Source organism: Roseibium sp. (assembly GCF_039982295.1).
Taxonomy (GTDB): domain Bacteria; phylum Pseudomonadota; class Alphaproteobacteria; order Rhizobiales; family Stappiaceae; genus Roseibium.
Genome location: NZ_JBDWYP010000029.1, coordinates 63,143 through 85,986, shown reverse-complemented (window position 1 = coordinate 85,986; position 22,844 = coordinate 63,143). Strand labels below are relative to the sequence as shown.

Below are 22,844 nucleotides of genomic sequence, written 5' to 3'. Positions count from 1 at the left end.
GACCCGTGCTGGCTCTCATTATCCAGAACAAGGCGGACTGCTCGTTCACGTACTTCAGCGGAAAACTTGTTCGTCGTTTTGCTCATGATGCTCCATCCTACTCAGGAGTTGGAGCCTCCGGCAAACCCGGGGCGGTTCAGTCCGCTCTTCTTCCTTAGCCGAGGCCAGCGAGGCCCGTTAGGTCACCCAGGACAGCATTGGGAGCAAGATCTGTATATTCATCCGGCTGGTTGGTGCGGTTCATCCAGACCGTCCTGAAGCCGAATGCCGTCGCACCGGCCACGTCCCAACGGTTCGAGGATTGGAACGAGACGGCATCTGGATAGATGCGGAAATGGTTGGTCACCATTTCATAGGTCCGCTCGTCGGTCTTGTAGGTCTTCAGCGCGTCAACGGAAAAGACCTCATCCAGGAGATCGGCGAGGCCTGCGGCCTGAACGGCAGCATCCAGCATTGCCGGGGATCCGTTGGAGAGGATCGCCATCTTCGCGCCGGTCGCCTTGAGGTCCGTCAGAACCTGCGGCACCTCCGGGTAACAATCGAGGGTCCAATAGGCGTTTAAAAGGTCATCACGCAGGGACTTGTCGGCGGATGGGTAGAGTGCATAAGCGGTATCAAGCGCCTGTTCTGTCAGCGACCAGAAATCCTGATACTTCTTCATGAGTGCCCTTACCCACGAGTATTCCAGCTGTTTCTGCCGCCAGACAAAGGAAAATGCCTGGGCGTCCGGGCCGAGTTTCTCCGCGTGCTTTCGGACCGCCGCATGCACATCGAACAAGGTGCCATAAGCGTCAAACACGTAAGCGGCATGAGCCATCGGAAAACTCCAGCAGAATGAGGACGTCGAGGTCGTCAGATGACAGCTCGCGGCCCTGCGCGTCAAGCCGCGCCAGGGTGCACTATGGTCGCAGAAGCCGCAAAATACGTCAGGTCAAGCGGTCAGCGATACGCTGCCATCTTCGGCAAGTGTCCAGAAAGGATTGTGGGCAATCTCCAGAAGATGGCCACCGGGAATGGCGACATAGCCCGAATATCCGCCCCAGAAGGTCTTTTCAGGGCGGATGACAATTTCTGCCCCCGCCGCGACCGCCTGTTCAAAGGCTGCGTCGACTTCGCCCTCGCTACGGCCGTTCCAGGCGAGCGTGATGCCGCCAAGCGTGTCGCGGGACAGCGTGCGGCCAAGATCCTTTTCCAGCGCGGCCCGGCTGTAGAGTGCGAAAGCTGAGCCGGGCAGCTGATAGAAGGCGATCTGGTCGTTGCTGCCTTCCGCAGCCGTCCAGCCGAGACCGTCTTCGAAGAACTGACGGCTCGCTGCCAGGTCGTCAACGGCAAGCGTGGTCATGGTGATACGCTGTTCCAAGGCAAGCTCCAGTTCGCGGGTGATATCGCGCAGTATGGAGCGTAGGAGCTGGAACCGGAACCCGCCATTCGAGATTTATCGGTCCGGAGGCGTCCAGTCGCTTTCGATGTTTTTTCGTGCCCTGAGGCGCAGAGCGAGTCCGATCGAAACGCCCACACCAATCGCCACAGTGAGGTCGACGAGCACGGTCAGGACCAGCGTCAGAAGCAGAAGCAGGCGGTCCTCCATGGGCGCTCCAGCATATTCTCGCCATTTATGCGGCTCGCTCATGTTCCAGGCTGTCAGGACAAGAAGAGCTGCGAGCGCGGGCATGGCGAGGTAGCCGGCTAGCGGGGCCGCCAGCATCAGGACAGCGAGGATCACCAAGGCATGGACGATGCCGGCAACTGGCGTCTGACCGCCCGCCCGAATATTGGTCGCCGTTCGCGCGATCGCGCCGGTCGCGGGCAGGCCTCCGAACAGGGCGGAGGCTATATTGGCAACACCCTGGGCCGTCAGTTCGGCATTGGGTCTGTGATGTCCCTCGATCATGCGGTCGGCGACGAGGGCGGACAGGAGGGATTCAACACCGGCCAGAAACGCAATCACGACGGCGGAGGGAAAAAGCTCAACGATCCGTGCCCAGGAAACCTCGGGCAATGCGGGCACCGGCAAGGCGCTGGGCAGGTCGCCGAAGCGCGAACCAACTGTGTCCACTGGCAACGCGAACAGGCTGACCAGGGCCGATCCGACGGCGACAGCAACGATCAGCCCTGGAAACCGCGGTGCAAGGCGTCGCAACAGGATGATCAGCGCAAGCGTCGCAAGGGAGATTGCCAGGGCGGGCAGGTTGAGCGTGTCGCGCGCCTGCCAAAGCACTTCAAGCTTGTCAATCAGTTCGGCGGGTACATTGTCGGCTGTAAGCCCAAGGAAATCCTTCAATTGGCTCGTGCCGATAATGATGCCGATGCCGATCGTGAACCCGTTGACCACAGCTTCCGGGACGAAAGCGATCAGGCTGCCAGCCCGGAAATAACCGCCGATGATCAGGAGCAGTCCCGCCATGAAGGTTGCCAGCACCAGGCCGTCGAAGCCATGCTCGGCGATGACACCATAGACCACGACGATGAAGGCGCCGGTTGGTCCTCCGATCTGAACGCGGCTGCCGCCGAGAAGCGAAATGAAAAACCCGCCGATAATCGCGGTGAAAAGACCCGTTGCCGGATCGGCGCCCGACGCGATGGCAATTGCAAGGCTGAGGGGGATGGCCACCATCGCGACCGTGCTGCCGGCCTGGAGGTCGGCAAGGAAAGAGGCTCTTGAATAGCTTCGTAGAGTGGTCAGAAGTTTTGGCTGGCGCATAGTGAAATATTACCATTCATGCGGCGCCGAAAAGAACCCGTTTACGCGGTATCCTGTCGCATAAGAAATTTCCCTTACATGCCTGATGCGGTTTGAGACGTTCAGATTTTTGTCTGTTTGGGAAATTATATGGCTGAATTTGCACGAGCCGGAGAACGGGTGTTGACGCGGAGGACGTCAGGGCGTTTCCTCCGCTCAGCAAATCACCACGAAAGGACAAAGGGACGATGAGCGGCTGGAGCGAGACGTGGACCTGGATCGATGGCACATGGCATGAGGGCAATCCGCCCATGATGGGGCCTCGTTCCCACGCGGCCTGGCTCGGGTCCAGTGTGTTCGATGGTGCCCGGTTCTTCGAAGGCGTGATGCCCGATCTCGATCTGCATTGTCAGCGCGTCAATGATTCTGCCGTCGCGCTTGGTCTCAAGCCCACGATGCAGGTTGGCGAGATGATGGAGCTTTGCTCCGAGGCCGCCGCGAAGTTTTCGCCCGACAAGCAGCTCTATATAAAGCCGATGTATTGGGCAGAAGCCGACGGGCCCGGTGTGATCGCAGGAGATCCGGACAGCACGCGTTTTTGCATGTGCGTTTTTGATGCGCCCATGTCCGGCAAGGCCGCTGCCAACAGCATAACGCTCTCAAGCTTCCGTCGCCCGACCATGGAATGCATGCCGGTCAATGCGAAGGCCGGGTGCCTTTATCCGAACAATGCAAGGGCAATGCTGGAAGCCAAGGGCAGGGGCTTCGACAACGCGGTCGTCTGCGACATGCTGGGCAATGTGGCGGAGCTGACTTCGGCGAATATCTTCATGGCCAAGGCCGGTGAAGTTCACACGCCGGTTCCAAATGGCACCTTCCTCAATGGCATCACCCGCCAAAGGGTGATCAAGCTCCTGCGTGATGCCGGCTTCAATGTCCATGAGCGCACGCTCGGCTATGACGATTTTCTGGAAGCGGACGAAATCTTCTCGACAGGGAACTACAACAAGGTCGTGCCGGTCAATCGCATCGAGACCCGTGATCTTCAGCCCGGGCCGATCGCTTCAAAGGCGCGCGAGCTTTACTGGGAATTCTCCCACGCATAGGGGCTGCGCGGCTGAACTCTAGTGGTATCGGCTGAGTCGGCTCAAGCGTTTCAAAATCTGGTCGGCGTCCATGCGCCGACCTTCCTGAATCAGGAGTTCGATCGCCTCGACAAGCTCCGACTTGCCTTCCGAGACGAGTTCTTCCTTGAGCGCGGCCCAGTTCGAAGCCGTTTGGTCTTTCTCTTCAGTCACGGGAAACCTCACTGTTTCTGCTCCGATACCCCAATGCGGCGGCCAAGACCAGTGCTCCGGCTGCCGTAAGGGAGGCTGCCTGGAAATTTCCGGAAAGATCGTAAAGAACCCCGGCTAACCAGGGACCGATCACTTGTCCCAGTCCAAAGCTAGCGGTCATCAAGGCGAGAATACGGCGCGGGTCGCCGGTTGTCAGTTTTCGGGCCTCCATGAGGCCAAGTGCCGTGATCCCCATGAAAGTCGCGCCCAAAAGAGCGGAGGCAAGGACCATGAGAACCAGTCCGCCGCCAGACACGCTGAGTGTGACGCCGACCGCTTCGACGAGACAGGCGATTGAGAATGCTGTGGCAGCACCAGTCCGCGCTCCGATCTTGCTCCAGAACCAGATGGAAGGAGCAGCGGTAACGCCGACAATGAGCCAGACCAGTTCTTCAAGACCGCTCAGCCCGGCATCGGCCCTGACGATCACCGAAATGAAGGTAGCAGTCACCACATAGCCGAAGCCGAACAGGCCGTAGGCCGCGATCAGTCGCCAAAGCGCGGCTGGAAAACGGCCTGATGCACTCATCTCCCTGTTTTCTATCTGCGATGCCTGGGAGGTCTCGGGAAGCCCTGCCGGAAGCAGCAGCACAATTGCCAGGAGCAGGATCAGGGTCGCGCCAGCGGCCGACAGCCAAAGTCCCTGCCAGTCGCTTCCTGCATGCGAAAGTCCGGCAATCAACAGCGCAGACAGGGCGATCCCGCAGCCCACGCCGGCGAAATGCAGGGATGCGAAGCCCGGCTTGCCGGCCCGGGTCAGCCCGTCGAGGACAAGGGCGGAGGAAAAGACCATGGCGAAGGCGCTGGCAAAACCGCCTGCGAACCTGAAGAGGCAAAAGCCGATCAAACCAGTGTCCAGAGCCATTGCCGCACTCGTCAAGGCGCTGGCCAGAAGCGCGCCGAGCAGCCAGCTCCGCTTGGAACCGGGAAGAAGGCCAAAGGAGCCGGCTAGGGCGCCGATCAGGTAACCCATGAAATTTGCGGCAGCGACAAATCCGGCCTCGCTTGGGGCCAGGGGAACCGCCTCCGCCATGAAGGGCAGGATCGGCGTATAGACAAACCGTCCAATGCCCATCGCCGCGGCAAGCGACAGCAGACCGCCAATGGCAAGGCGAAGGTGCAACGGAAAGGAAGAAGGCATTTTGCGGAGCTGGCCTTGACGATCGGACGAACGGGCATTTTGGCCGTGCCCGCACCAGCTGACAAGTCGCAGCGACCGTAATGCTTTATTCCGGTGGACGCCAACCGGCCGCTATGGCTTCGATTTCGGAGCAGAACCAGCGCTCGCCCGACGCCTCGTTGATCCGGGTTCGGTTGTAATGCGGCGACCATGGTGTGTGGTAGATCCGGCCGTTTGCGGAGATATTGCCTTTGATAGGACAGTCCTCCGGCACGGCTTGACTGGCGACCTGCCACTTCTTCGCCCGGTAGTCCCAGGGCGCTTCGAAGGTTCCGGCCCAAAGCCCCTTTTGCCCAAGGCGTGCTGTTTCCTCTTCCATCACGTAGGCCGTGGAATAGCGGCGAAAGGCCAGCGCATGACCAGATCGGATCATCTCGCTGTTTAGATTGCGGCCGCGCACATGGCAGGTCGCAATGCGCCGGTCGTAGGCATCATGTTGACTGCCGGTGCATGTGACCTGGCCGGTTTCCACCAGGCGTTCGAGAAAGCGCCGGGAGGCCCTTCCACACGGCCAGGTCTTGCCTTGGGAGGTCTTGCAGGACTGGGCAAGTTCCGGCGCGTCGATGCCGTCCAGCCGGATCTTTTCCCGGCCCAACTCGATCGTATCCCCATCGATCACGCGGAAGCTCCCGCCCGAATTGCCTTCTGCAAGTGCAAGGGGCGGGATGACAATGACGCCGAGCGCGAGAAAAAGCGCTCGCGCGCGCGATATAAATCGTCTGCGCATTGAAAAAGCCGTTTCGAATCAAATCAGCAGGAACTCAAAGCGTGGCGCCGGTGACATTTGGCTGCAAGCCGATCACCGGCATTGGCCTTGCCTGCGCCGTGTTCTCTGTGGATGGACGTTTGGGAGAGAGATGCGTGAAGCGCTGCCACGGTGAGGCACCTTCAAGGAAAAACAAGGAATTTGGTGTTTTCTGACATCCGTGTTGCCGAGACTGAGGACAATCCATTGTTTGAGAAATTTTCAAAGAGTATCGAAACAGCGTTTTCACTTGGTGGCATCTGCTGGAAAGTGCTGATGCTGGACAAGGAAATGCTGATTTTCCCGATCCTCAGCACGTTGGCCGTATTCGGTCTGCTTGGTGGCATCTTCTGGCCAATGTGGTCCTCCGGTGAGTTTGAGGTCTTCGTCAATTCCTTTGAGAGCGAGGCCGACTTCCAGAATGATCCGCGGGTCATCATTGGCGGTTTTCTGATCTATTTCGCCTGTTCCTTCATTGTGATCTTCTTCAATGCCGCGCTCCTGACCTGCGCCATGATCCGCTTTGCCGGAGGGGATCCGACGGTGATGGACGGGCTGCGGTCCTCGTGCCGCAACATTCACCAGATTTTCGTCTGGTCTCTCTTTGCCTCCACCATTGGCTACATCATCCAGATGATCGAAAGCCGGTTCGACGGACTGGCGCGCCTGTTCATCGGCGCGATAGGGACCGCATGGGCCATCGCCATTTATTTCGCCATTCCAGTGCTGGTGGTGGATCGGGTCGGACCGATTGAAGCGGTCAAACGCTCCGTCTCGGCCATGCGCAAGACCTGGGGAACCGCCCTGGCCTCCCACGCTGGTCTCGCCGGGCTGGGTACGCTGGCGGGCATCATCGGTTTTCTGCTGGTTGCCGCTGGCGGTGTCCGGTTTGTGGATCAGCCGTCGGTTGCTTATTCCCTATGGGCCGCCGCCATTCTCTGGTTCACGGCGACGACGTTGATTATCACGACCCTGTCGTCGATCTTGAAGGCTGCACTTTACATTTACGCCGTTGAGGGCGTCGTGCCGCAATATTTCGACGAGCGGACCATTCGCAGTGCCTTTGGGACGAAGGACGGATAACGCAGTTGCTCGCGATCGGTTCCGATAAAAAACAACATAAATATTTTTTTATTTCGCGACTCGGACATTGCCGTCTCGCTTCGAGGCTCCTAAATTGCGCCTCGAAGCGGAGGAAACAGAGAGGGCCCTATCGGTCCTGACAGCCTCCGCCGGTCACCGGACCCAAAGGAGTTTTGCTATGTCTTTCGAACTTCCCGAACTGCCTTATGCCTATGATGCTCTCGGCCCCTACATGTCTGCCGAGACGTTGGAATTCCACCACGACAAGCACCATCAGGCCTATGTCACCAATGGCAATAATCTTCTGAAAGACAGCGGTCTTGAAGGCAAGACGCTCGAAGAGATCGTCAAGGAAAGCTTCGGCAAGAACGCAGGCCTCTTCAACAATGCAGGCCAGCATTACAACCACCTGCACTTCTGGAACTGGATGAAGAAGGACGGCGGCGGCACATCCCTGCCAGGCGTTCTCGCTTCCAAGATTGACAGCGATCTGGGCGGCTACGACAAGTTCAAGGCAGACTTCATGGCTGCTGGTGCGACCCAGTTCGGCTCCGGCTGGGCCTGGTTGGCGCTCAAGGACGGCAAGCTGGAAGTGATGAAGACCCCGAACGGCGAAAACCCGCTGGTTCATGGTGCAACACCGCTGCTGGGCTGCGATGTTTGGGAACACTCCTATTACATCGATTACCGCAACGCGCGTCCGAAGTATCTGGAAGCCTTCGTCGACAATCTGATCAACTGGGACTACGTCCTCGAGCTTTACGAAGCCGCTTCCTGATCAGAAACCACATTCCGCGTTTCGAGAACCCCGGCCCTGGCGCCGGGGTTTTTGCATTCTGGACCTTTTCTCATTGTTTCCATTGCGGTTCGTTTGTCCCTAATGTCTGATCACAGGCACGTGATATGTCATCCTTTGCTTGATCGGTCCGAGTATAATTGCCAGTGTTCAGGTCTCTTGGAGAGGAGAGCGATATGCGTAAACTGGTATTGGGAATGGCGCTCGTCGCTGTGACGTCCCTTGGCGCGACTTCTGTGATCGCGGCTGATGATCCGATCGAAATCAGAAAATCCATCATGCAATCTGTTGGTGCTGCAGCCGGTCTCGGCGGCGGTATGATGAAGGGCGAGATCGCCTATACCCCTGCCGCCGGCAAGGCGGTCATCGCGGCCATGAATTCGTCAGCAAATTCCTTTGGCTCCTTCTTTCCTGAAGGGTCGGAAACGGGTGATACGACTGCTTCACCGAAGGTCTGGGAAGATGCAGCCGGTTTCAAGGCAGCTCTCGCCAAGTTTTCGGAAGCAACCGGCGCGGCTATGGCAGCGTCCGGCAGGGGCGGGCCGGCGGATGCAGACGCCTTCAAGGCGGCCATGGGTCCGGTCTTCGGCAGCTGCAAGTCCTGCCATCAGGCCTTCCGTGTCAAGAAATAGCGCCTGAAGGACGGGGACGTTGAAAAAGCTTGTCGCAATTCTCGTGATCGTTGGTCTGGCAGGGGCTGCGGCAGGCTGGATACTCACGGTCCCCAGGACCCTGTCAAAGATGCAGATCGCAGATCTCCCGGCCGGTGATCCGGTGAACGGGGAACTGTTGTTCTGGGCCGGTGGTTGCGCATCATGTCATGCAGCACCCGGCGCCAAAGGCGACGACAAGCTGCTGCTCGGCGGCGGTCTCAAGCTGGAAACGCCTTTCGGCGTGTTTGTCGCGCCGAATATTTCGAGCGATCAGGAGGACGGCATCGGCAGCTGGTCAAAGGTCGACTTCGCAAATGCCATGCTGACGGGAACGTCTCCTCAAGGAAGCCATCTCTACCCTGCCTTCCCCTATACATCCTATGCGCGGATGACCTTGTCTGATGTCACCGATCTTTACGCCTTCATGACGTTTCTACCATCCGTCAGCGGCAAGGCAGCGGCGCACGAGCTAGGTTTCCCCTTCAATATTCGCCGCGGCCTTGGCCTTTGGAAGCTCTTGAACCTGAGTTCCGAACCGGTGGTGTCTGCACCGGCGGCGGGAAGCGACGTTGATCCCGATCTCTGGCAACGCGGCCGCTATCTCGTCGAGGGACCGGGACACTGCGGCGAATGTCATACGCCGCGCGATCTGATGGGCGGACTGGACATGTCACGTTGGATGTCCGGCGCGGCTGCAGCCTCTGGCGAGGGAAGGGTGCCAGGACTTGATCCTGAATCTGACATCGGCAGTTGGAGCGCCGCCGACATCGCCTACTATCTGGAAAGCGGGTTTACGCCCGAATATGACAGCGTTGGCGGCGAGATGGTCTCCGTGCAGGAAAACATGGCCAGGTTGCCGGCCCGAGACCGGGAAGCGATTGCCGCCTACCTGAAGGCCCTTCCGGCCGCCGACGCCAATTGATGCAATGCGCGCTCGATAGAGCTCGGTTCAGAGCGCGAAGATGGCTTCGACCTCCAGCACAAGTTTTGGCGCAAAGAGACCGTTGACGATCACCATCACCCTTTGACCGGCCAGTGAAATGGTCGATGACCTCGAAAGTGGTCGACTTCATCGTATCCTGACTGAATGGCAAGGACCGGACCGTGAGGCCTTTGCAATCTGGCCGACGGGCCGATTGCTGAGCGTGCGCGCGAAGTGTTTGAGAGACTTCATGCAGGCCTACATTGGCAAGATGCCGGTCCTGCAGGGGCAGGTTCCTGTCTGTAGCGAGGCCTGATCCTGGGAAAATCAGATCGGTTGGCACCGGCTGTAGATCGGGAAGTCGATGTACCCGGACATATATGTCAGGAAGGCTTGGCACTCCTGACTGGTCTTGAAGCAGCCTTCACGAGAGGCGTTGAAGGTCCGGTCGAAGTCGTATTTCTTGCCACCAACGATCCCACGCCACCCGGACGTGTTGCCTGCCGCCCTGAAGGACTTGCAGTCGTATTTCGTGCCGTAAGTTTGCGGCACATAGCGCGTGTCGTAGGTCGGGGCGAAAAGGAGGTCGCTCGGGGTCTGAAATTGGCATGCGGAGAGAAATCCGAGCGCGAGAACCGCAGTAGAGATCTTCGCCATCTTGGAAGGTGCCATTCTCAATTCTCCGCATTTTCCACTGTGCCTTGTGCCAGGGTTGCTTTGAAACTCCGGCACAGGTGATCCGTAACGCCCTTTGGCAGGCTTGCCAAGATTGAAAACGGGACCGCAGCCTTTGCCAGAAGGCCGAAGGACGCGATCCCAAGGTTCAGGAATGGTGCTAGTCGATGTTGATCCAGCGAAGCATCACGAAGTTGTCCGCACGCTGGGTCAGATCGATATTGGCCTTGGAGCCCCACAGAAGTGGCTGAATGTGCAGGGGTACATAGACCGCATCGTCTTTGACCGTAACGGCAATGTCGTCGAGCATGGACTGGCGCTTGGCCGGATCAATTTCACGCTGGATCATTGGCAAGAGTTCATCGACCTTGACGTTCGAATACCCGCCGAAATTCCAGCTGCCAAGCTTCTTTTCTGCATTCGGCGTGGTGACCAGGAAACGGATCGGATGTTCTGCGTCGAAAGTGCCCGGAGACCAGCCGAGAAGATACATGTCGTAGTTGCCGGCACGTAGCTCTTTCCAGTAATTGCGCACGGGCATGGCCGTCAGATTGGCCTTCATGCCGACTTTGGTCAGCATCGCCGCCATGGCCTTGCAAAGCGCTTCATCGTTGATGTAGCGGTCATTCGGGCACATCAGGCCAAAGGAAAAACCATCCGGATAGCCAGCTTCGGCAAGCAGCGCCTTGGCCGCCTCAGGGTCGAAGCCGTCGCGATCTTCCGCAGCCTTGCTGTAGCCCTTCATCTGCGGGCTCACCAGCTGACTGGCAACTTCCGCATTGCCGCGCATGATCTTGTCGACGAGCGCTTCGGCGTCAATGGCCAGTTGGGCAGCCTTGCGAACCCTTACATCCTGGAAGGGGTTCTTGCCCTCGGTTTCCTTGGAGTATTTCAGCGCGTCATGGCTGTGGCCGAAGCCGAGCATGATCACGCGTGCCTCGATGCCCTGATGCAGCTTCAGACCGTCTTGCGACGCGATCCGGTCAATGTCCTGCACCGGAACCGGGTTGATCATGTCGACCTGTCCACTGAGCAGGCCGGCAACGGCGGTCGCCGGATTGGCGATGGGCAGGAACGTCGCCTTGGTCAGATTGTGCTCTGCCGTGTCCCACCATCCGTCAAATGGCTCCAGAACTGTCTCGACACCGGGCTCTCGCTTCACGACCTTGAACGGACCTGTGCCATTTGCATTCAGCGTTGCGAAGGTCTCGGTTTCCTGCGCCGGGCGGGCCGTGCCATTGGCCTCTGACCAGCCCTTGTCCATGATCATGAAGTTGGCGATGGAGTCGGGAAAGATCGGATCCGGGCGGTGCGTCAGGAAATCGACGGTGTAGTCATCGACGACAACCACGTCCTTGACCGGAGAAAACCACGAGCTGGTGTCGGACTGCTCCGACGATGCACGCTGATAGGAAAACAGAACATCTTCTGCGTTGAAGGTCGATCCGTCATGGAAGGTGACATCCTTGCGCAGATGGAAGCGCCAGCCGTCTTTTCCGATGGGCTCAAAGCTCTCTGCGAGCGAGCCCTCGATCGCCATCTCCTTGTTGCGGCGGACAAGGCCTTCATAAACGTTGTTGAGAAAGCCGAGAACAGGTGCGGAATTGACCGCATGAGGATCCATGGTTTGTGGATCAGTCGGTGATGACCACCGCAGCTCGGCAGCCGTTGTTGCTCCTGCGGATGCGAGCAATGTAGCGGCCAGTAAGCTGGCTGCGAGGCCTGCGCGCGCCGAACTGGCAAATGCGTTCCCGCGTAGTCATTTGGTTGCGATCATCTTGTGTCCCCTCATGCATGATCAATTTGTCGGGAGATTGCGTGTTTTTGCCTGTGAATGAAATACCGGCCGCTCCAAAAAGAACGACCGGCTCTTCACAATTTCGCAATGCGTCACTGGTGTGCGGGTGACCTGCCACTGAGAGCAGGTCGAGGTTCCAGCCCTAGGCCTTGCCGGTCACCATAAGTGCGAAGGCCTGGACAAGGGCGACTTCCTTCAGCCGGTCGAAGCGGCCTGACGCGCCGCCATGGCCCGCTTCCATATTGGTCTTCAGCATCAAGAGGCTGTCGCCGGTCTTGGTCGCGCGCAGCTTGGCCACCCATTTGGCCGGTTCCCAGTACGTCACACGCGGGTCGGTCAATCCGCCGACAGCGAGGATGGCCGGGTAGTCTTTCGCCGCGACATTGTCATAGGGCGAGTAGCTGGCGATATAGTCATAAGCCGCCTTGTCGGTGATCGGGTTGCCCCACTCGGGCCATTCCGGCGGCGTCAGCGGCAGCGTGTCATCCAGCATTGTGGCCAGGACATCGACGAACGGAACTTCGGCGATGATGCCCGCAAAGGCTTCCGGTGCCATGTTGGCGACAGCGCCCATGAGCATGCCACCGGCAGATCCACCCTGCGAGACGATCCGCTCATGAGAGGTGAAGCGCTCCGATGACAGGTGCTTCGATGCTGCGATGAAGTCACTGAACGTGTTCTTCTTGTTCTCCCGGCGTCCGTCCTTGTACCAGCGGAACCCCTTTTCCTTGCCGCCGCGAATATGAGCGATGGCATAGACAAATCCCCGGTCGACCAGTGACAGCGCATTGGTGTTGAAGCTGGCCGGCATGGACATGCCGTAAGATCCGTAGCCATAGAGCAGGCAGGGGGCAGAGCCATCGAGTGCCGTGTCCTTGTGGTAGAGAAGGGAGATCGGCACGGTCTCGCCGTCGCCCGCCGGAGCCTGCAGGCGCCGGGTGACATAGTTGGCCGGGTCGTGACCTGAAGGGACTTCCTGCTCCTTGCGCAAGACGCGCTCGCGGGTCTCGACATTGTAGTCATAAACACGGCTTGGCGTGGTCATCGACGAGTAGGTGAAACGAATGTCCGTCGTATCGAACTCATAGCCGCCGCTCAATCCGAGCGAATAGGCTTCTTCGTCGAAGGATATTTCGTGCTCGATGTTGTCGGCGAGCCTGCGGATCACGATGCGCGGCAATCCGTTCTCGCGCTCAAGCCGCACCATGAAGGTCTTAAAAAGACCGTGAGACAGGATCAGCCGACCGGCGACATGCGGCACAAGATCCGTCCAGAACTCGCGCCCGGGCGTCGCCTTGGGAGCGGTGACGATCTTGAAGTCTTCCGCGTCACCCAGGTTGGTGCGGATGTAATAGCTCTCGCCATTGTCCTCGACCGAGTACTCGACGCCAGTGTCGCGCGGGGCGATCAGGTGCGGCGGATCCAGCGGGCTATGAGCGGGAATGGTCCAGACTTCCGATGTCTCGTGATCGTGAATGACGATCAGGATCGTGTCGCCGGACTGGGTTCTGCCAACGCCCATGAAGAACCCGGCATCCTCTTCCTCGAACACCAGAACATCGGCGGAAGGGTCGGTGCCGAGTTCATGCCTGAAGAGTTTCGACGGCCGGTGATTGTCATCCAGCCGCACATAGAAGAGATATTTTCCATCGGCGGAGAAAACGCCGCCGCCTGCCGTGTCTTCAATGCGCGTCTCGCTGTCCAGGCCGGTGTCCAGATCCCGGATCTGCAGGGAGTAGAACTCGGATCCCTTGTCGTCATAACCCCATGCAAGCAGCTTGTGGTCGTCCGAATGACCGGCGCCGCCAAACTTGAAATAGGCCCTGCCTTCGGCTTCCTTGTCGCCGTCCAGAAGGATTTCCTCGTCTGAGCCGTCCCGTCTGGTGCGCAGGAACTTGGGATGCTGGCCGCCAGTCACATATTTGATGCCATAGGCATAGGGACCGTCGGGCGAGGGAACCGAATTGTCGTCTTCCTTGATCCGGCCGCGCATCTCGGCAAAGAGCGTTTCCTGCAGCTCTTTGGTCGGCGCCATCATGGCGTCCTGATAGGCGTTTTCTGCGTCGAGATAGGCCTCGATGTCATCGTCGAGCACATCCCGGCCGTCACGCATGACATCCTGCCAGTTGTCTGCTCTCAGCCAGGCGTAGTCGTCCTGCCGCTGGATGCCGTGGGTCTCAAGGGTGACGGGGCGTGCCTGGGCACGCGGAGGAAGAGGTTTGGTCATCATTCAACGGAAGTAGGATTTTTGATTGAATGAGGCAAGAGGGAGCTGAGCAGGGAAAGCGCCAAAGCGTCGCCATCAGCGCCGTGACGGGCAGATAAGTGCGAAGAAGTGCGGCTGTCTTTATGTGGCCTGGAAAGCCAGCTGCAGGGTCCAACCCTAACGCATCAAATAGGCGTTGTAGGAGCCGCCACCGGAGCCCGATCCGCTTTCGATGGTGATGTCGCCATCCAGGGAGAGCTGGTTAAGCACCAGCGTCAGCTCATCGCCATTGACTTCACCGCTGCCATTGAGGTGAAGGTTCCGGCTCGGAAGATATACAAGCCCCTCCATGTTCATTTCGCCGTCAAGCTTGTACTGGCTGTTTGAACTCTGCAGGCCCGGCGCTTCAAAGATCAGAAGGTTCTTGTAGGTGCCATTGTCCGGCGCAGCCAAATTGACCTCGGAGCTGCCCTGGACTGTCAGAAAGGCAGAGTCTTCGTCGGCAAGATGAATGCTGACGTTGCTGCCGGTCACATCTTGGCCGTTGAAGATCATCTGGGCGCCATTTTTGAGGACGTAAAGTCCTTCGCCCAGGGAAACCGTCTTGGCCGAGCCGTTGAACGTCAGGCTCGCGCTGTCGAAGACGTAATTTCCGTCTCCAAAGGTCACTGCAGCTGCATTCATCGAGAGGTTGCTTTTGATGTAATAGTCACCCTCTTCGAAGACGACAGATGTCACGTGCCCATTGATCGGTGGCCAGGAACAGTAGGTGCCCGGCTGGAATACCATTTCACTTTTGTTCGGGTCAGGAAAGTTTGTGGTGCAGCTCTGCTCGGCCACGACTTTCTCCGAAACCGAGACCATGGTATCGGCGTAAGGATCATCACTGACGTCGCAGTTCTCGTCGAAGTTATCCGCAAACGGGCGGGCATTGCCTGCGATTTCGCCCTGCATGCAAAGGCGTAGCGGTTCGATGTTTTTTGTATCGAGATAGGCTGCGGAATTCGAGCTGGAATGCACGTGCATCTCGCATTCTGGCGCGTCGATCTCGCCGCTGCCATTGGCCTTGAACGCATTGCTCGCCGACTGATCGAGTACGTAGATGCAGGTTTGAACGGACGAGTAGGCTGCTGCGGACTCTGCAGAGACCGAGATTTCCGAAATGCCGAAGATCGAAAGGAAGTTGGTGTTCACCTTCGCCGTCGCCGAGCCGGACACGATGTTGTCGGCATCCTGAAACGCGGATGTGACCGTCCCTGTATGCTTGCGCGAGTAATTGGCGTCAAAGATGGTGCTGGCCTCGGCAACCTTGTCGTCTGTCTCCAGAACGGCGGCCCCCAGAACGGCCGCATCCAGCGAATTCTGCAATTCACTTCGAAAGTTGAGTGCAAACGCATAGTCGATGGCCGCGCCCGATACGGTGACGATGAGCATCGACGCAAGGCCAAACATGACCACAACGCTGCCCTTGCTGTCGCGCGCAAAGTCAGAAAGTGAACGTTGGCTTGAAAGAGCGTGGTCGCGACCTGCTGCTGATCTCGGGTTGCGGCAAAGGATGCTCATCGAATGTCGTTAGCTCCACGACCTGTTGATTTCTAGGCTCTTTTACGGAGGCTTTGTGAATGAAAACATAATAAATTTGGTGAGCGAAATAAATATAATTTCACTCGAGTTTTAATGAAAAAAGGCCGGGAAGTACTCATTTCCGGAGCAGCGTTCCGCCTTGACGACAGCAAGCACCGGCGTTTGTGCAGCACAAGGCAGCCAGGTGACACCTCCGACCTTGCCGGTCGCAGCGGTTGAGGGACCTTGATGACTGGACCGAAGTCTATATCGGCGTGTCCTGAAGCCGAGAAACGAGACCGGACAGGCTGCTTCAAACGGCGTCTGAGGTTTCCGCCGGTCAAACCGCATCAGTTGCCGGGTTTTGCCTTCGGCGTCGGCTTTTCGCCCTTGCAGATGCGCGCCGTCTCGCCGGTCTCAAGCAGTGCAATGAGACAGGGCCCGGACGCACCGTCGGCTGACTGAGCAAGCAGGGTCTTCAGCTGACCGGGCAGGGCAAGCGTCGCAAGTTCCCGCCATTGGCCGCCCGACATCTGCATCATGCGCAGCCTGGATCTCGTATCGGTGGGCACAACAAGGATCGGTCCGGCCTGATCCTCCAGAACGGCGGAGAGCCGCTGCTCACGGGCACCATTGCGGTGATTGGAAAAACCGCTCGCAGAAGCGATGACCTTCAGCCGGTCGCCCTGCCAGTCCAGCAGCTTCAAGGTGCCGCCGATGTGCGGCGTTTCAACGTAGGCGATCTGCTGGCGGCCAAGCCCTGCGAAATCCGCGACCCCAGCAATGTTCAGCCAGCGGTTGGACCGCCCGATCGGAGCGGAGACGGCCCGCTCGACAAGTTTACCGTCCTCGATCCCGAAGATCGCGACCGCGCCACCGGCTCTTGCAAAGGCGACGATGGCGATGATCTCCGTCTTTCCGTCACCGTCGAGATCCACCAGCCGGGGCGTGCGGTCTTCAAACACCTGGTCTTCGGGCAGGTGATAGCTGAGAAGCTCGCCAGAGGCGGTGCGGACGCTCAAGGCTCCGCCTTCGATCACATCACCAAGCGCGCCATGTCGGTAGCGCTCGGTTGGCGCGCTGTACCAGGCCTCGACAATGTCCTGCGGCACGTCAGGCATCGCAATACGGCCATCGGGCAGGCCCTTGTGGTCCCCGCTTTGAGGTGCCGCGCGGCCGGGTTCGGCGAATGTCTCTTCCGATGGCGGATTTTCCAGCATGTCCAGCTGCCATGCCCCGGCACTGGCCGGCAGGGCGAGAACGGGAAGAAGACCAAGAGTTGCCAGAAGGCGGGGCAGGAGCGAAGTGGAAAGGATCACGGCAGGCAGACCTCGCAGGACAAAGTTTCGAAGAGTTGAAACCTTCATAGCCGCTCCACCCTTCACGCGCGATCACATCTCCTCACGAAACGGCAGGGAAGAGACTGATTTATCCTTCTCCTCCCGCCAGAGTTGTTGATTGCCTGCCGCGCAGCTAAGCTTGTGGCCAAGACATTCCAACACAAGTGATTTTCATGCCGATCAGAACTTTTGCCGATATCGAGGCGTTGCCGAACGACGAAAAGCTGACCGATGCGGAACAGCAGCTTTTGGACAACTGCAAGGATGGTGTGCCCACTGTCCTCGGCGATGGCGAGCGCCCAAGTCGCCCAAGCCCTGAACGGACCATCCGCGCGGACCTGCTGCGCTATCTGATCCTTGGCGGCTGTGACAGATGTCGGGTTCACGACCGGGGTGTCCTGCTCCGTGGCGCATGGGTTCTAGGCCCGTTGGATCTGGATTTTACTCGCGCCAAGGGAGTGACACAGTTCTGGTCGTGCAGTTTCGGGCAAGCGATCGGTGCCAGACAGGCGCAATTCGTCGAGCTGTCTTTGAGTAATTGCCACTTGCGAGGGCTCAACGCGCAGGGGCTCGGTGTTGCCGGGAGCGTGCTTCTGGATGGCCTGACATCAACCGGAATTATGGATATCAACAGCGCCCAAATCGACGGTCAGCTTTCTTTTGAGGGAGCTGAGCTGGATGGTAGTGGTGGAGTGGCTCTGAGCGCGCAGCGGCTGGTTGTGAAGGAGGGGCTCGTCTGGCGTGAGGTCAAATCGGTCAAAGGTTTTGTTGATCTGACTGCTGCCCATCTCGGCGATCTTGTCGACGATATAGGGAGCTGGGACAAGATGGCAGACATGTCACTGATTGGCATGACCTATGACAGTCTCATCGGTCCGTTGGGTCTTGAGATGCGCAAGGCTTGGTTGAAGAAGGGCGCGAAATTCGATGGCAGTTTCTACCCGCAGCCCTACCAGCAGCTTGCTAGGTTTTTCCGCGAAACCGGCCACCGGCGCGAGGTGCGGGAAATCCTGATCGAAAAGGAGATCCAGCAGCGAAAAGCTGCACGCAAGAGATGGTCCGATGAGCGCCATTTCCGGCGCGATCTTCGACGTTTTGTTCTAAATGCAAGTGAAGACACGGCGAGAAAACTGGCAACGAGCGGCGCCAAAGCGCCGGAGTTTAGCGTGACCTGGTTGGAGCTATCGAAGCAGAGATTCGGTAGGACTGAGGCCACCAAAAGCCGTGATCCGATGGTTGCGGAGTTCCTTCAGCAAGATTTCCGAAATCAGCTTCTTTGGGACAATGCAAAGGCGGTCATTCGCCTGTTCCTCAATCGCAGCGGCGACCGGATCTACCGTTATGTCTCGGGCTACGGCTACAAGCCGGGCCGAAGCCTGCTGGCCATGGCCTTGCTGATCGCGGTCATGACGGTGCTCGCGCAAGTCTCATGGAACATGGGCGATCTGGCGCCGAACTCGGATGTCATCCAGATCTCAAAGGGTTGGCAAGAGCTCGCAAAGACAGAAAGGCGGCCATCAGAAGCATGGATCGAGCTTTATGGCCAGGACTATGAGACCTTCGAGCCGTTTTTCTATGCCGCCGATGTGGTCATCCCGATCATCGACATCGGGCAAACGGAGGCTTGGACCCCATCCACCGAGCGCAGCTGGTGGGGGTGGTCCATGTTCGGGGTGCAGAAGATCTTTGTCATCCTCGGCTGGGTCGTGACAGCCATTGCCGCCGCCTCGGTCACAGGCATGATCCGCCGGGACGACTGATTACTCCGGTGTGAACACCATGGCGTGGCCGTTGAGGCAGTATCTGAGGCCGGTGGGCGGCGGGCCGTCGGGGAAGACGTGACCCAGGTGTCCGTCGCAGTTCGAGCAGCGGATTTCCGTGCGCACCATGCCAAGTGAACGGTCCTCGATCTCTGTGATGGCCTCCGGTGTCACGGCCTTGAAGAAGCTCGGCCAGCCGCAGCCGGCGTCGAACTTGGTGTCGGACAGGAACAGCGGCTGCCCGCAGCCGGCGCAATCATAGCGGCCATGTTCATAATTGTTCAGATGCGGTCCGGTGCCCGGGCGTTCCGTGCCGCTCTGTCGCAGAACGTAAAACTGTTCCGGCGTGAGCTGCTCCTGCCACTCGGCGGCACTCTTGCGAACCTTGCTGTCGTCTGCGCTCATCACCTGACTCCCTGCTTTTGCCGAAGCATCCACATAGGCGCCTGCATTGCGCGCGGCAAGGGGACATGCCTCAAACGAACCTTCTGCAAGATGCGGGAGGGTGTTCGGCGGCTCCTGAAGGCACTGGTCGATCGGGCGCGCGAAAGGACCACGACTGGGGCGGAACACGCCGGGTGGATGCGCAAGAGTTCAGCCGAACGTGCAGCTCTGGCGTAAGGTTTGGCTGAACAGATCGAGATTATATTGTGTTTGAGAGAGGCGCAGCCAAAAATCAAACGCCCGACAAAACAATTGCTCTTGCCGAAAAACGCATCTGGCCGATTGAAAAAACAGGTAGTGAGACCGAGATAGACTATAGAAACGATGTTTTCGCTCGTTGGCGCGTTGCGGAAAGAGTTTTCTAACTCTTGCGTGTCAAAAACTGGGAACGTAAGACAAGTTAATACAGGAATCGTCGTAAATGCGTCGATTCGGACCGCAATCGCCCGCCGTGTACATTTCGGAAAAAGCGATCGAGACAGCATGACGACTGCAGTGATAGACACCACCATCCTGGCCGTTCTTGCGCCCTTTGCGGCCGCAGTTGTTGCCCCTTTCGCGACCAGGATCTTCAAGCAGAACGCTGCCTGGCTCCTGGCGCTGGTGCCAGCCTGGATCTTCTACCATTTCGCTGGATACATCGGTCCGGTTTCCCACGGTGAAACGTTCACGCCCGCCGTCGAATGGGCGCCGAGCTACGGTATCAATCTGTCCTTCTATATTGATGGGCTGTCGACGCTGTTTGCCTTGCTGATTTCCGGCATCGGCACATTCATCATTCTCTATGCAGGCGGCTATCTGAACGGCCATCCGCAGCAGGGCCGCTTCTTCTCGTTCCTGTTCCTGTTCATGGGCGCAATGCTCGGCCTGGTGACCGGCAACAACCTGATCACGCTCTTCATCTTCTGGGAGCTGACCTCGATAACGTCCTTCCTGCTGATCGGTTTCGACCATTTGCGCGCCGCCTCCCGCCGTGCCGCGCTGCAGGCGCTGGTGGTGACCGGCGGCGGCGGGCTGTCGCTGCTCGCAGCGTTCATCCTGATCATCGGCGCGACCGGCGAGATCGAGATGTCCGCGCTGCTGTCGAGCCCGGATGTGATCAAGAACAGCGGTCTTTACCTGCCGATCTTCATTCTGGTTCTGGGCGGTGCCTTCACCAAGTCGGCTCAGTTCCCGTTCCATTTCTGGCTACCGAACGCGATGGAAGCGCCGACGCCGGTGTCCGCGTTCCTGCATTCCGCAACGATGGTCAAGGCCGGTGTCTACCTTCTGATGCGCATGCATCCCTTGCTGGGAGATACGGAACTCTGGACCACGGTGCTGCCGATCTTCGGCGGGGTGACGCTTCTTGTCGGCACGATCCTGGCGGTTCGTCAGACCGATCTGAAACTGATGCTGGCCTATACGACCGTCGCTTCCCTGGGGCTGCTGGTCATGCTTGTCGGCACCAGCTGGGAAAAGGCGCTCGAGGGCGCAGTGCTGTATCTTCTGGCGCATTCGCTCTTCAAGGGCGCGCTGTTCATGGTTGCCGGCATCATCGATCACGAGACCGGAACCCGCGACGTGACGAAGCTGGGCGGCTTGCGCGGCGCCATGCCGATCACATTTGCCGCCGCTTGCCTTGCCGCCCTGTCCATGTCCGGCCTGCCGCCTTTCATCGGCTTCATCGCCAAGGAAGTCCTTTATGAGGGAACCTGGGAGATGGGCGCCGGGTCGCTGCTCGTCACCGGAACGGCGGTTCTCGGCAACTCACTCATGCTGGTGATTGCCGCTGCGGTTGCGATCAAGCCGTTCTTTGGACCGGCGGTCGAAACCCCGAAACATGCGCATGAAGGCCCGGTCCTGCTGTTTGCAGGTCCGCTGGTTCTGTCGCTGACCGGGTTTGCAGCTGCTTTCTTCGCCCATCAGACAGGTGAGCTCTTTATCGCACCCATGTTGTCTTCCCTGACGGGGCAGAGCGGTCACGTCGACCTGCATCTGATCCCGGGATACATCAGCGCCCCGCTGATCCTGTCGGTGATCACTGTGGCGCTCGGCGTCGTTCTCTATCTCCAGCTCGCGCGCCTTCGGGCGCTGGTCGCGAGCGTGCTCGCTGCAATCGGCTGGGGGCCGGACAAGGGCTTTGACCAGTTCGTCGCCGGTATTGTCTCCCTGTCGGCTGCTGTGACCCGTCTCGTGCAGGGCGGCAAGATGCAGACCTACATGATGCTCACTTTCGGCGTCACGGCCGCCGCGGTGCTGGTGCCTGCGTTCCTTACCGATGGTCTGCCGTCCATGCCCGCCATGCCTGACTATGCCTTCTATGAGTGGGGCATTTTGGGCATCGCCTTCCTGGGGCTGGTCGCGGTTCTTGTCGCCAAGACCAGGCTGACGGCCATTGTGTCTCTCGGCATTCAGGGCTTCGCAGTTGCTGTCATCTTCATGCTCTTCGGAGCGCCGGATCTGAGCTTCACCCAGTTCATGGTTGAAACCCTGTCCGTGGTCATTCTGGCTCTCGTCATGACGCGGCTTAATCTGTCGCCGCGCGATCATCGCCCGGCCGGTGCCGTGCTGGTGACTGGCGCGATTTCCGCAGGCGTGGGGGCTGGCATTGCGCTTACCCTTATGGCGATCACCCAGCAGCCATTCGACAGCCGCCTGTCCGAATTCTTCACGGCCTACAGCCGGACCATTGCTCACGGCCGGAATATCGTGAACGTCATCATCGTCGATTTCCGCGGCTTTGATACGCTGGGCGAAATCGCAGTGGTCGTGCTGGCCGGACTTTGTGTCCTCGCGCTGATCCGGGTGCGTACCAAGCCCGAGGTCAAGGTGGACGAGGATGCCAGTGCCGAAGCGCTGGCCAAACGGGTGGAGGCAAGCTGATGCGCACGATTATTTTCCGCACGATTGCGCCTTATCTGGCCGCGTTGATGATCCTGTTTTCCGTCTTCGTGCTGTTGCGCGGCCACAATGAGCCGGGCGGCGGCTTCATCGGGGGGCTGATCGCAGCTTCCGCGCTGGCAATCTTCGGCATCGCCTGCGGCGTCGCCTCCGTGCGCCGTGCCATTGTCTTTCACCCGATGAGCATTTCGGCCTTTGGTCTCTTCATCGCGGTTCTAGCAGGTTTGCCGTCTCTTCTGTTGAAGCAGTCCTTCATGACCAGTCAATGGCTCTCGTTCCGCTTCTTTGACGTCAATGTGGATCTGTCGACGCCGATGCTCTTCGATATCGGGGTCTACTTTGTCGTGGTGGGCTCAATTGCCTCCATTGCACTGGCCCTGGAAGAAAGGGAGAGCGACTGATGGAAACCGGTCTTTCGATCCTCATCGGCGTGTTCTTCACCGTGTCAGTCTATTTGATGCTGTCGAAGGAGCTCGTCCGAATGCTTCTGGGCATTGCCATCCTTGGAAACGCGGTCAACTTGCTGATCTTCACAGCCGGACGATTGACCCGTGAGGTGCCGCCGCTGATCCCCGAAGATCTCTATACGCCGGCCGTTCAGACCGCGAACCCATTGCCGCAGGCGCTCGTGCTGACAGCGATCGTGATTTCCTTTTCCTTCCTCGCGTTCCTCCTGGTTCTGGCTTTCCGGGCCTACCAGGAGCTGGGCACAGATGACGCCAACGAAATGCGCGTCGCAGAGCCCGCCGACGAACAAGCTCCCCCGCAAGGATACTGAT

The 22,844-nt window shown here is 58.8% G+C and carries 22 protein-coding genes; 10 read left to right on the top strand and 12 right to left on the bottom strand.

Annotated elements, in window-relative coordinates; translation table 11 throughout:
* Positions 1-154 precede the first annotated feature (154 nt).
* The 3 genes from ABJZ52_RS05080 to ABJZ52_RS05070 all read right to left on the bottom strand — a co-directional run bounded on the left by ABJZ52_RS05080 (position 155) and on the right by ABJZ52_RS05070 (position 2,701).
* On the bottom strand, positions 155-817 hold the full coding sequence (locus ABJZ52_RS05080; RefSeq protein ID WP_348188749.1) for a haloacid dehalogenase type II: 663 nt from the start codon (positions 815-817) through the stop codon (positions 155-157).
* 114 nt (positions 818-931) lie between these two features.
* Complete coding sequence (locus ABJZ52_RS05075) at positions 932-1,360, bottom strand: VOC family protein (protein WP_348188747.1); 429 nt, start codon at positions 1,358-1,360, stop codon at positions 932-934.
* 75 nt (positions 1,361-1,435) lie between these two features.
* The gene (locus ABJZ52_RS05070) at positions 1,436-2,701 is read right to left on the bottom strand and encodes a SulP family inorganic anion transporter (RefSeq protein ID WP_348188745.1); all 1,266 of its coding nucleotides are present in this window, start codon (positions 2,699-2,701) and stop codon (positions 1,436-1,438) included.
* Positions 2,702-2,928: 227 nt separating this feature from the next.
* On the opposite strand from ABJZ52_RS05070, the gene ABJZ52_RS05065 reads away from it, so the two are divergent.
* Positions 2,929-3,786: a branched-chain amino acid aminotransferase gene (locus ABJZ52_RS05065; protein ID WP_348188743.1), complete on the top strand. Its 858-nt coding sequence runs from the start codon at positions 2,929-2,931 to the stop codon at positions 3,784-3,786.
* A gap of 18 nt (positions 3,787-3,804) precedes the next feature.
* On the opposite strand, the gene ABJZ52_RS05060 is transcribed toward ABJZ52_RS05065, so the two are convergent.
* The 3 genes from ABJZ52_RS05060 to ABJZ52_RS05050 all read right to left on the bottom strand — a co-directional run bounded on the left by ABJZ52_RS05060 (position 3,805) and on the right by ABJZ52_RS05050 (position 5,924).
* Positions 3,805-3,978: a hypothetical protein gene (locus ABJZ52_RS05060; RefSeq protein WP_348188741.1), complete on the bottom strand. Its 174-nt coding sequence runs from the start codon at positions 3,976-3,978 to the stop codon at positions 3,805-3,807.
* Positions 3,971-5,158, bottom strand: a complete 1,188-nt coding sequence (locus tag ABJZ52_RS05055; RefSeq protein WP_348188739.1) for a YbfB/YjiJ family MFS transporter — start codon at positions 5,156-5,158, stop codon at positions 3,971-3,973. Before ABJZ52_RS05055 ends, ABJZ52_RS05060 begins: the two co-directional genes overlap by 8 nt.
* A gap of 85 nt (positions 5,159-5,243) precedes the next feature.
* The gene (locus tag ABJZ52_RS05050; RefSeq protein WP_348188737.1) at positions 5,244-5,924 is read right to left on the bottom strand and encodes a thermonuclease family protein; all 681 of its coding nucleotides are present in this window, start codon (positions 5,922-5,924) and stop codon (positions 5,244-5,246) included.
* Positions 5,925-6,107: 183 nt separating this feature from the next.
* Between ABJZ52_RS05050 and ABJZ52_RS05045 the strand changes: the two genes are divergently transcribed.
* The 5 genes from ABJZ52_RS05045 to ABJZ52_RS05025 all read left to right on the top strand — a co-directional run bounded on the left by ABJZ52_RS05045 (position 6,108) and on the right by ABJZ52_RS05025 (position 9,712).
* Positions 6,108-7,025, top strand: coding sequence for a DUF6159 family protein (locus ABJZ52_RS05045; RefSeq protein WP_348188757.1), 918 nt, complete (start codon positions 6,108-6,110; stop codon positions 7,023-7,025).
* A 178-nt stretch (positions 7,026-7,203) separates the two neighbouring features.
* Positions 7,204-7,803, top strand: a complete 600-nt coding sequence (locus tag ABJZ52_RS05040) for a superoxide dismutase (protein ID WP_213214458.1) — start codon at positions 7,204-7,206, stop codon at positions 7,801-7,803.
* 194 nt (positions 7,804-7,997) lie between these two features.
* Positions 7,998-8,453, top strand: a complete 456-nt coding sequence (locus ABJZ52_RS05035; RefSeq protein WP_348188735.1) for a cytochrome c — start codon at positions 7,998-8,000, stop codon at positions 8,451-8,453.
* Between the two features lie 19 nt (positions 8,454-8,472).
* Positions 8,473-9,396: a cytochrome c gene (locus ABJZ52_RS05030; RefSeq protein WP_348188734.1), complete on the top strand. Its 924-nt coding sequence runs from the start codon at positions 8,473-8,475 to the stop codon at positions 9,394-9,396.
* A 118-nt stretch (positions 9,397-9,514) separates the two neighbouring features.
* Positions 9,515-9,712: a hypothetical protein gene (locus ABJZ52_RS05025; protein ID WP_348188732.1), complete on the top strand. Its 198-nt coding sequence runs from the start codon at positions 9,515-9,517 to the stop codon at positions 9,710-9,712.
* Positions 9,713-9,723: 11 nt separating this feature from the next.
* On the opposite strand, the gene ABJZ52_RS05020 is transcribed toward ABJZ52_RS05025, so the two are convergent.
* From ABJZ52_RS05020 to ABJZ52_RS05000, 5 genes are all read right to left on the bottom strand, one after another.
* Positions 9,724-10,068 (bottom strand): hypothetical protein, encoded by a 345-nt coding sequence (locus ABJZ52_RS05020; protein ID WP_348188730.1) that lies wholly within the window; start codon positions 10,066-10,068, stop codon positions 9,724-9,726.
* Between the two features lie 163 nt (positions 10,069-10,231).
* Positions 10,232-11,695 (bottom strand): ABC transporter substrate-binding protein, encoded by a 1,464-nt coding sequence (locus tag ABJZ52_RS05015; protein ID WP_348188729.1) that lies wholly within the window; start codon positions 11,693-11,695, stop codon positions 10,232-10,234.
* A gap of 316 nt (positions 11,696-12,011) precedes the next feature.
* Positions 12,012-14,096 carry a S9 family peptidase gene (locus ABJZ52_RS05010; protein WP_348188727.1) on the bottom strand — a complete coding sequence of 695 codons (2,085 nt, stop codon included), beginning with the start codon at positions 14,094-14,096 and terminating at the stop codon, positions 12,012-12,014.
* Positions 14,097-14,252: 156 nt separating this feature from the next.
* Positions 14,253-15,638: a TadE/TadG family type IV pilus assembly protein gene (locus ABJZ52_RS05005; protein WP_348188726.1), complete on the bottom strand. Its 1,386-nt coding sequence runs from the start codon at positions 15,636-15,638 to the stop codon at positions 14,253-14,255.
* Between the two features lie 350 nt (positions 15,639-15,988).
* Positions 15,989-17,005, bottom strand: coding sequence for a hypothetical protein (locus tag ABJZ52_RS05000; protein ID WP_348188724.1), 1,017 nt, complete (start codon positions 17,003-17,005; stop codon positions 15,989-15,991).
* A gap of 146 nt (positions 17,006-17,151) precedes the next feature.
* Between ABJZ52_RS05000 and ABJZ52_RS04995 the strand changes: the two genes are divergently transcribed.
* On the top strand, positions 17,152-18,738 hold the full coding sequence (locus tag ABJZ52_RS04995) for a hypothetical protein (RefSeq protein WP_348188723.1): 1,587 nt from the start codon (positions 17,152-17,154) through the stop codon (positions 18,736-18,738).
* Here the strand turns inward: ABJZ52_RS04995 and msrB are convergent, their stop codons facing one another.
* Positions 18,739-19,143 carry a peptide-methionine (R)-S-oxide reductase MsrB gene (msrB, locus tag ABJZ52_RS04990; RefSeq protein WP_348188755.1) on the bottom strand — a complete coding sequence of 135 codons (405 nt, stop codon included), beginning with the start codon at positions 19,141-19,143 and terminating at the stop codon, positions 18,739-18,741.
* A gap of 522 nt (positions 19,144-19,665) precedes the next feature.
* Here msrB and ABJZ52_RS04985 point away from each other — a divergent pair.
* From ABJZ52_RS04985 to ABJZ52_RS04975, 3 genes are read left to right on the top strand one after another with little or no spacing between them, the layout of a single operon-like run.
* Positions 19,666-22,047, top strand: a complete 2,382-nt coding sequence (locus ABJZ52_RS04985; RefSeq protein ID WP_348188721.1) for a putative monovalent cation/H+ antiporter subunit A — start codon at positions 19,666-19,668, stop codon at positions 22,045-22,047.
* Entirely contained in the window at positions 22,047-22,466 is a 420-nt protein-coding gene (locus tag ABJZ52_RS04980) for a Na+/H+ antiporter subunit B (RefSeq protein ID WP_348188720.1), read from the top strand. Before ABJZ52_RS04985 ends, ABJZ52_RS04980 begins: the two co-directional genes overlap by 1 nt.
* Positions 22,466-22,843, top strand: a complete 378-nt coding sequence (locus ABJZ52_RS04975; RefSeq protein ID WP_348188719.1) for a Na+/H+ antiporter subunit C — start codon at positions 22,466-22,468, stop codon at positions 22,841-22,843. The genes ABJZ52_RS04980 and ABJZ52_RS04975 overlap by 1 nt, the downstream gene beginning before the upstream one ends.
* The last annotated feature ends 1 nt before the right edge of the window (position 22,844 follow it).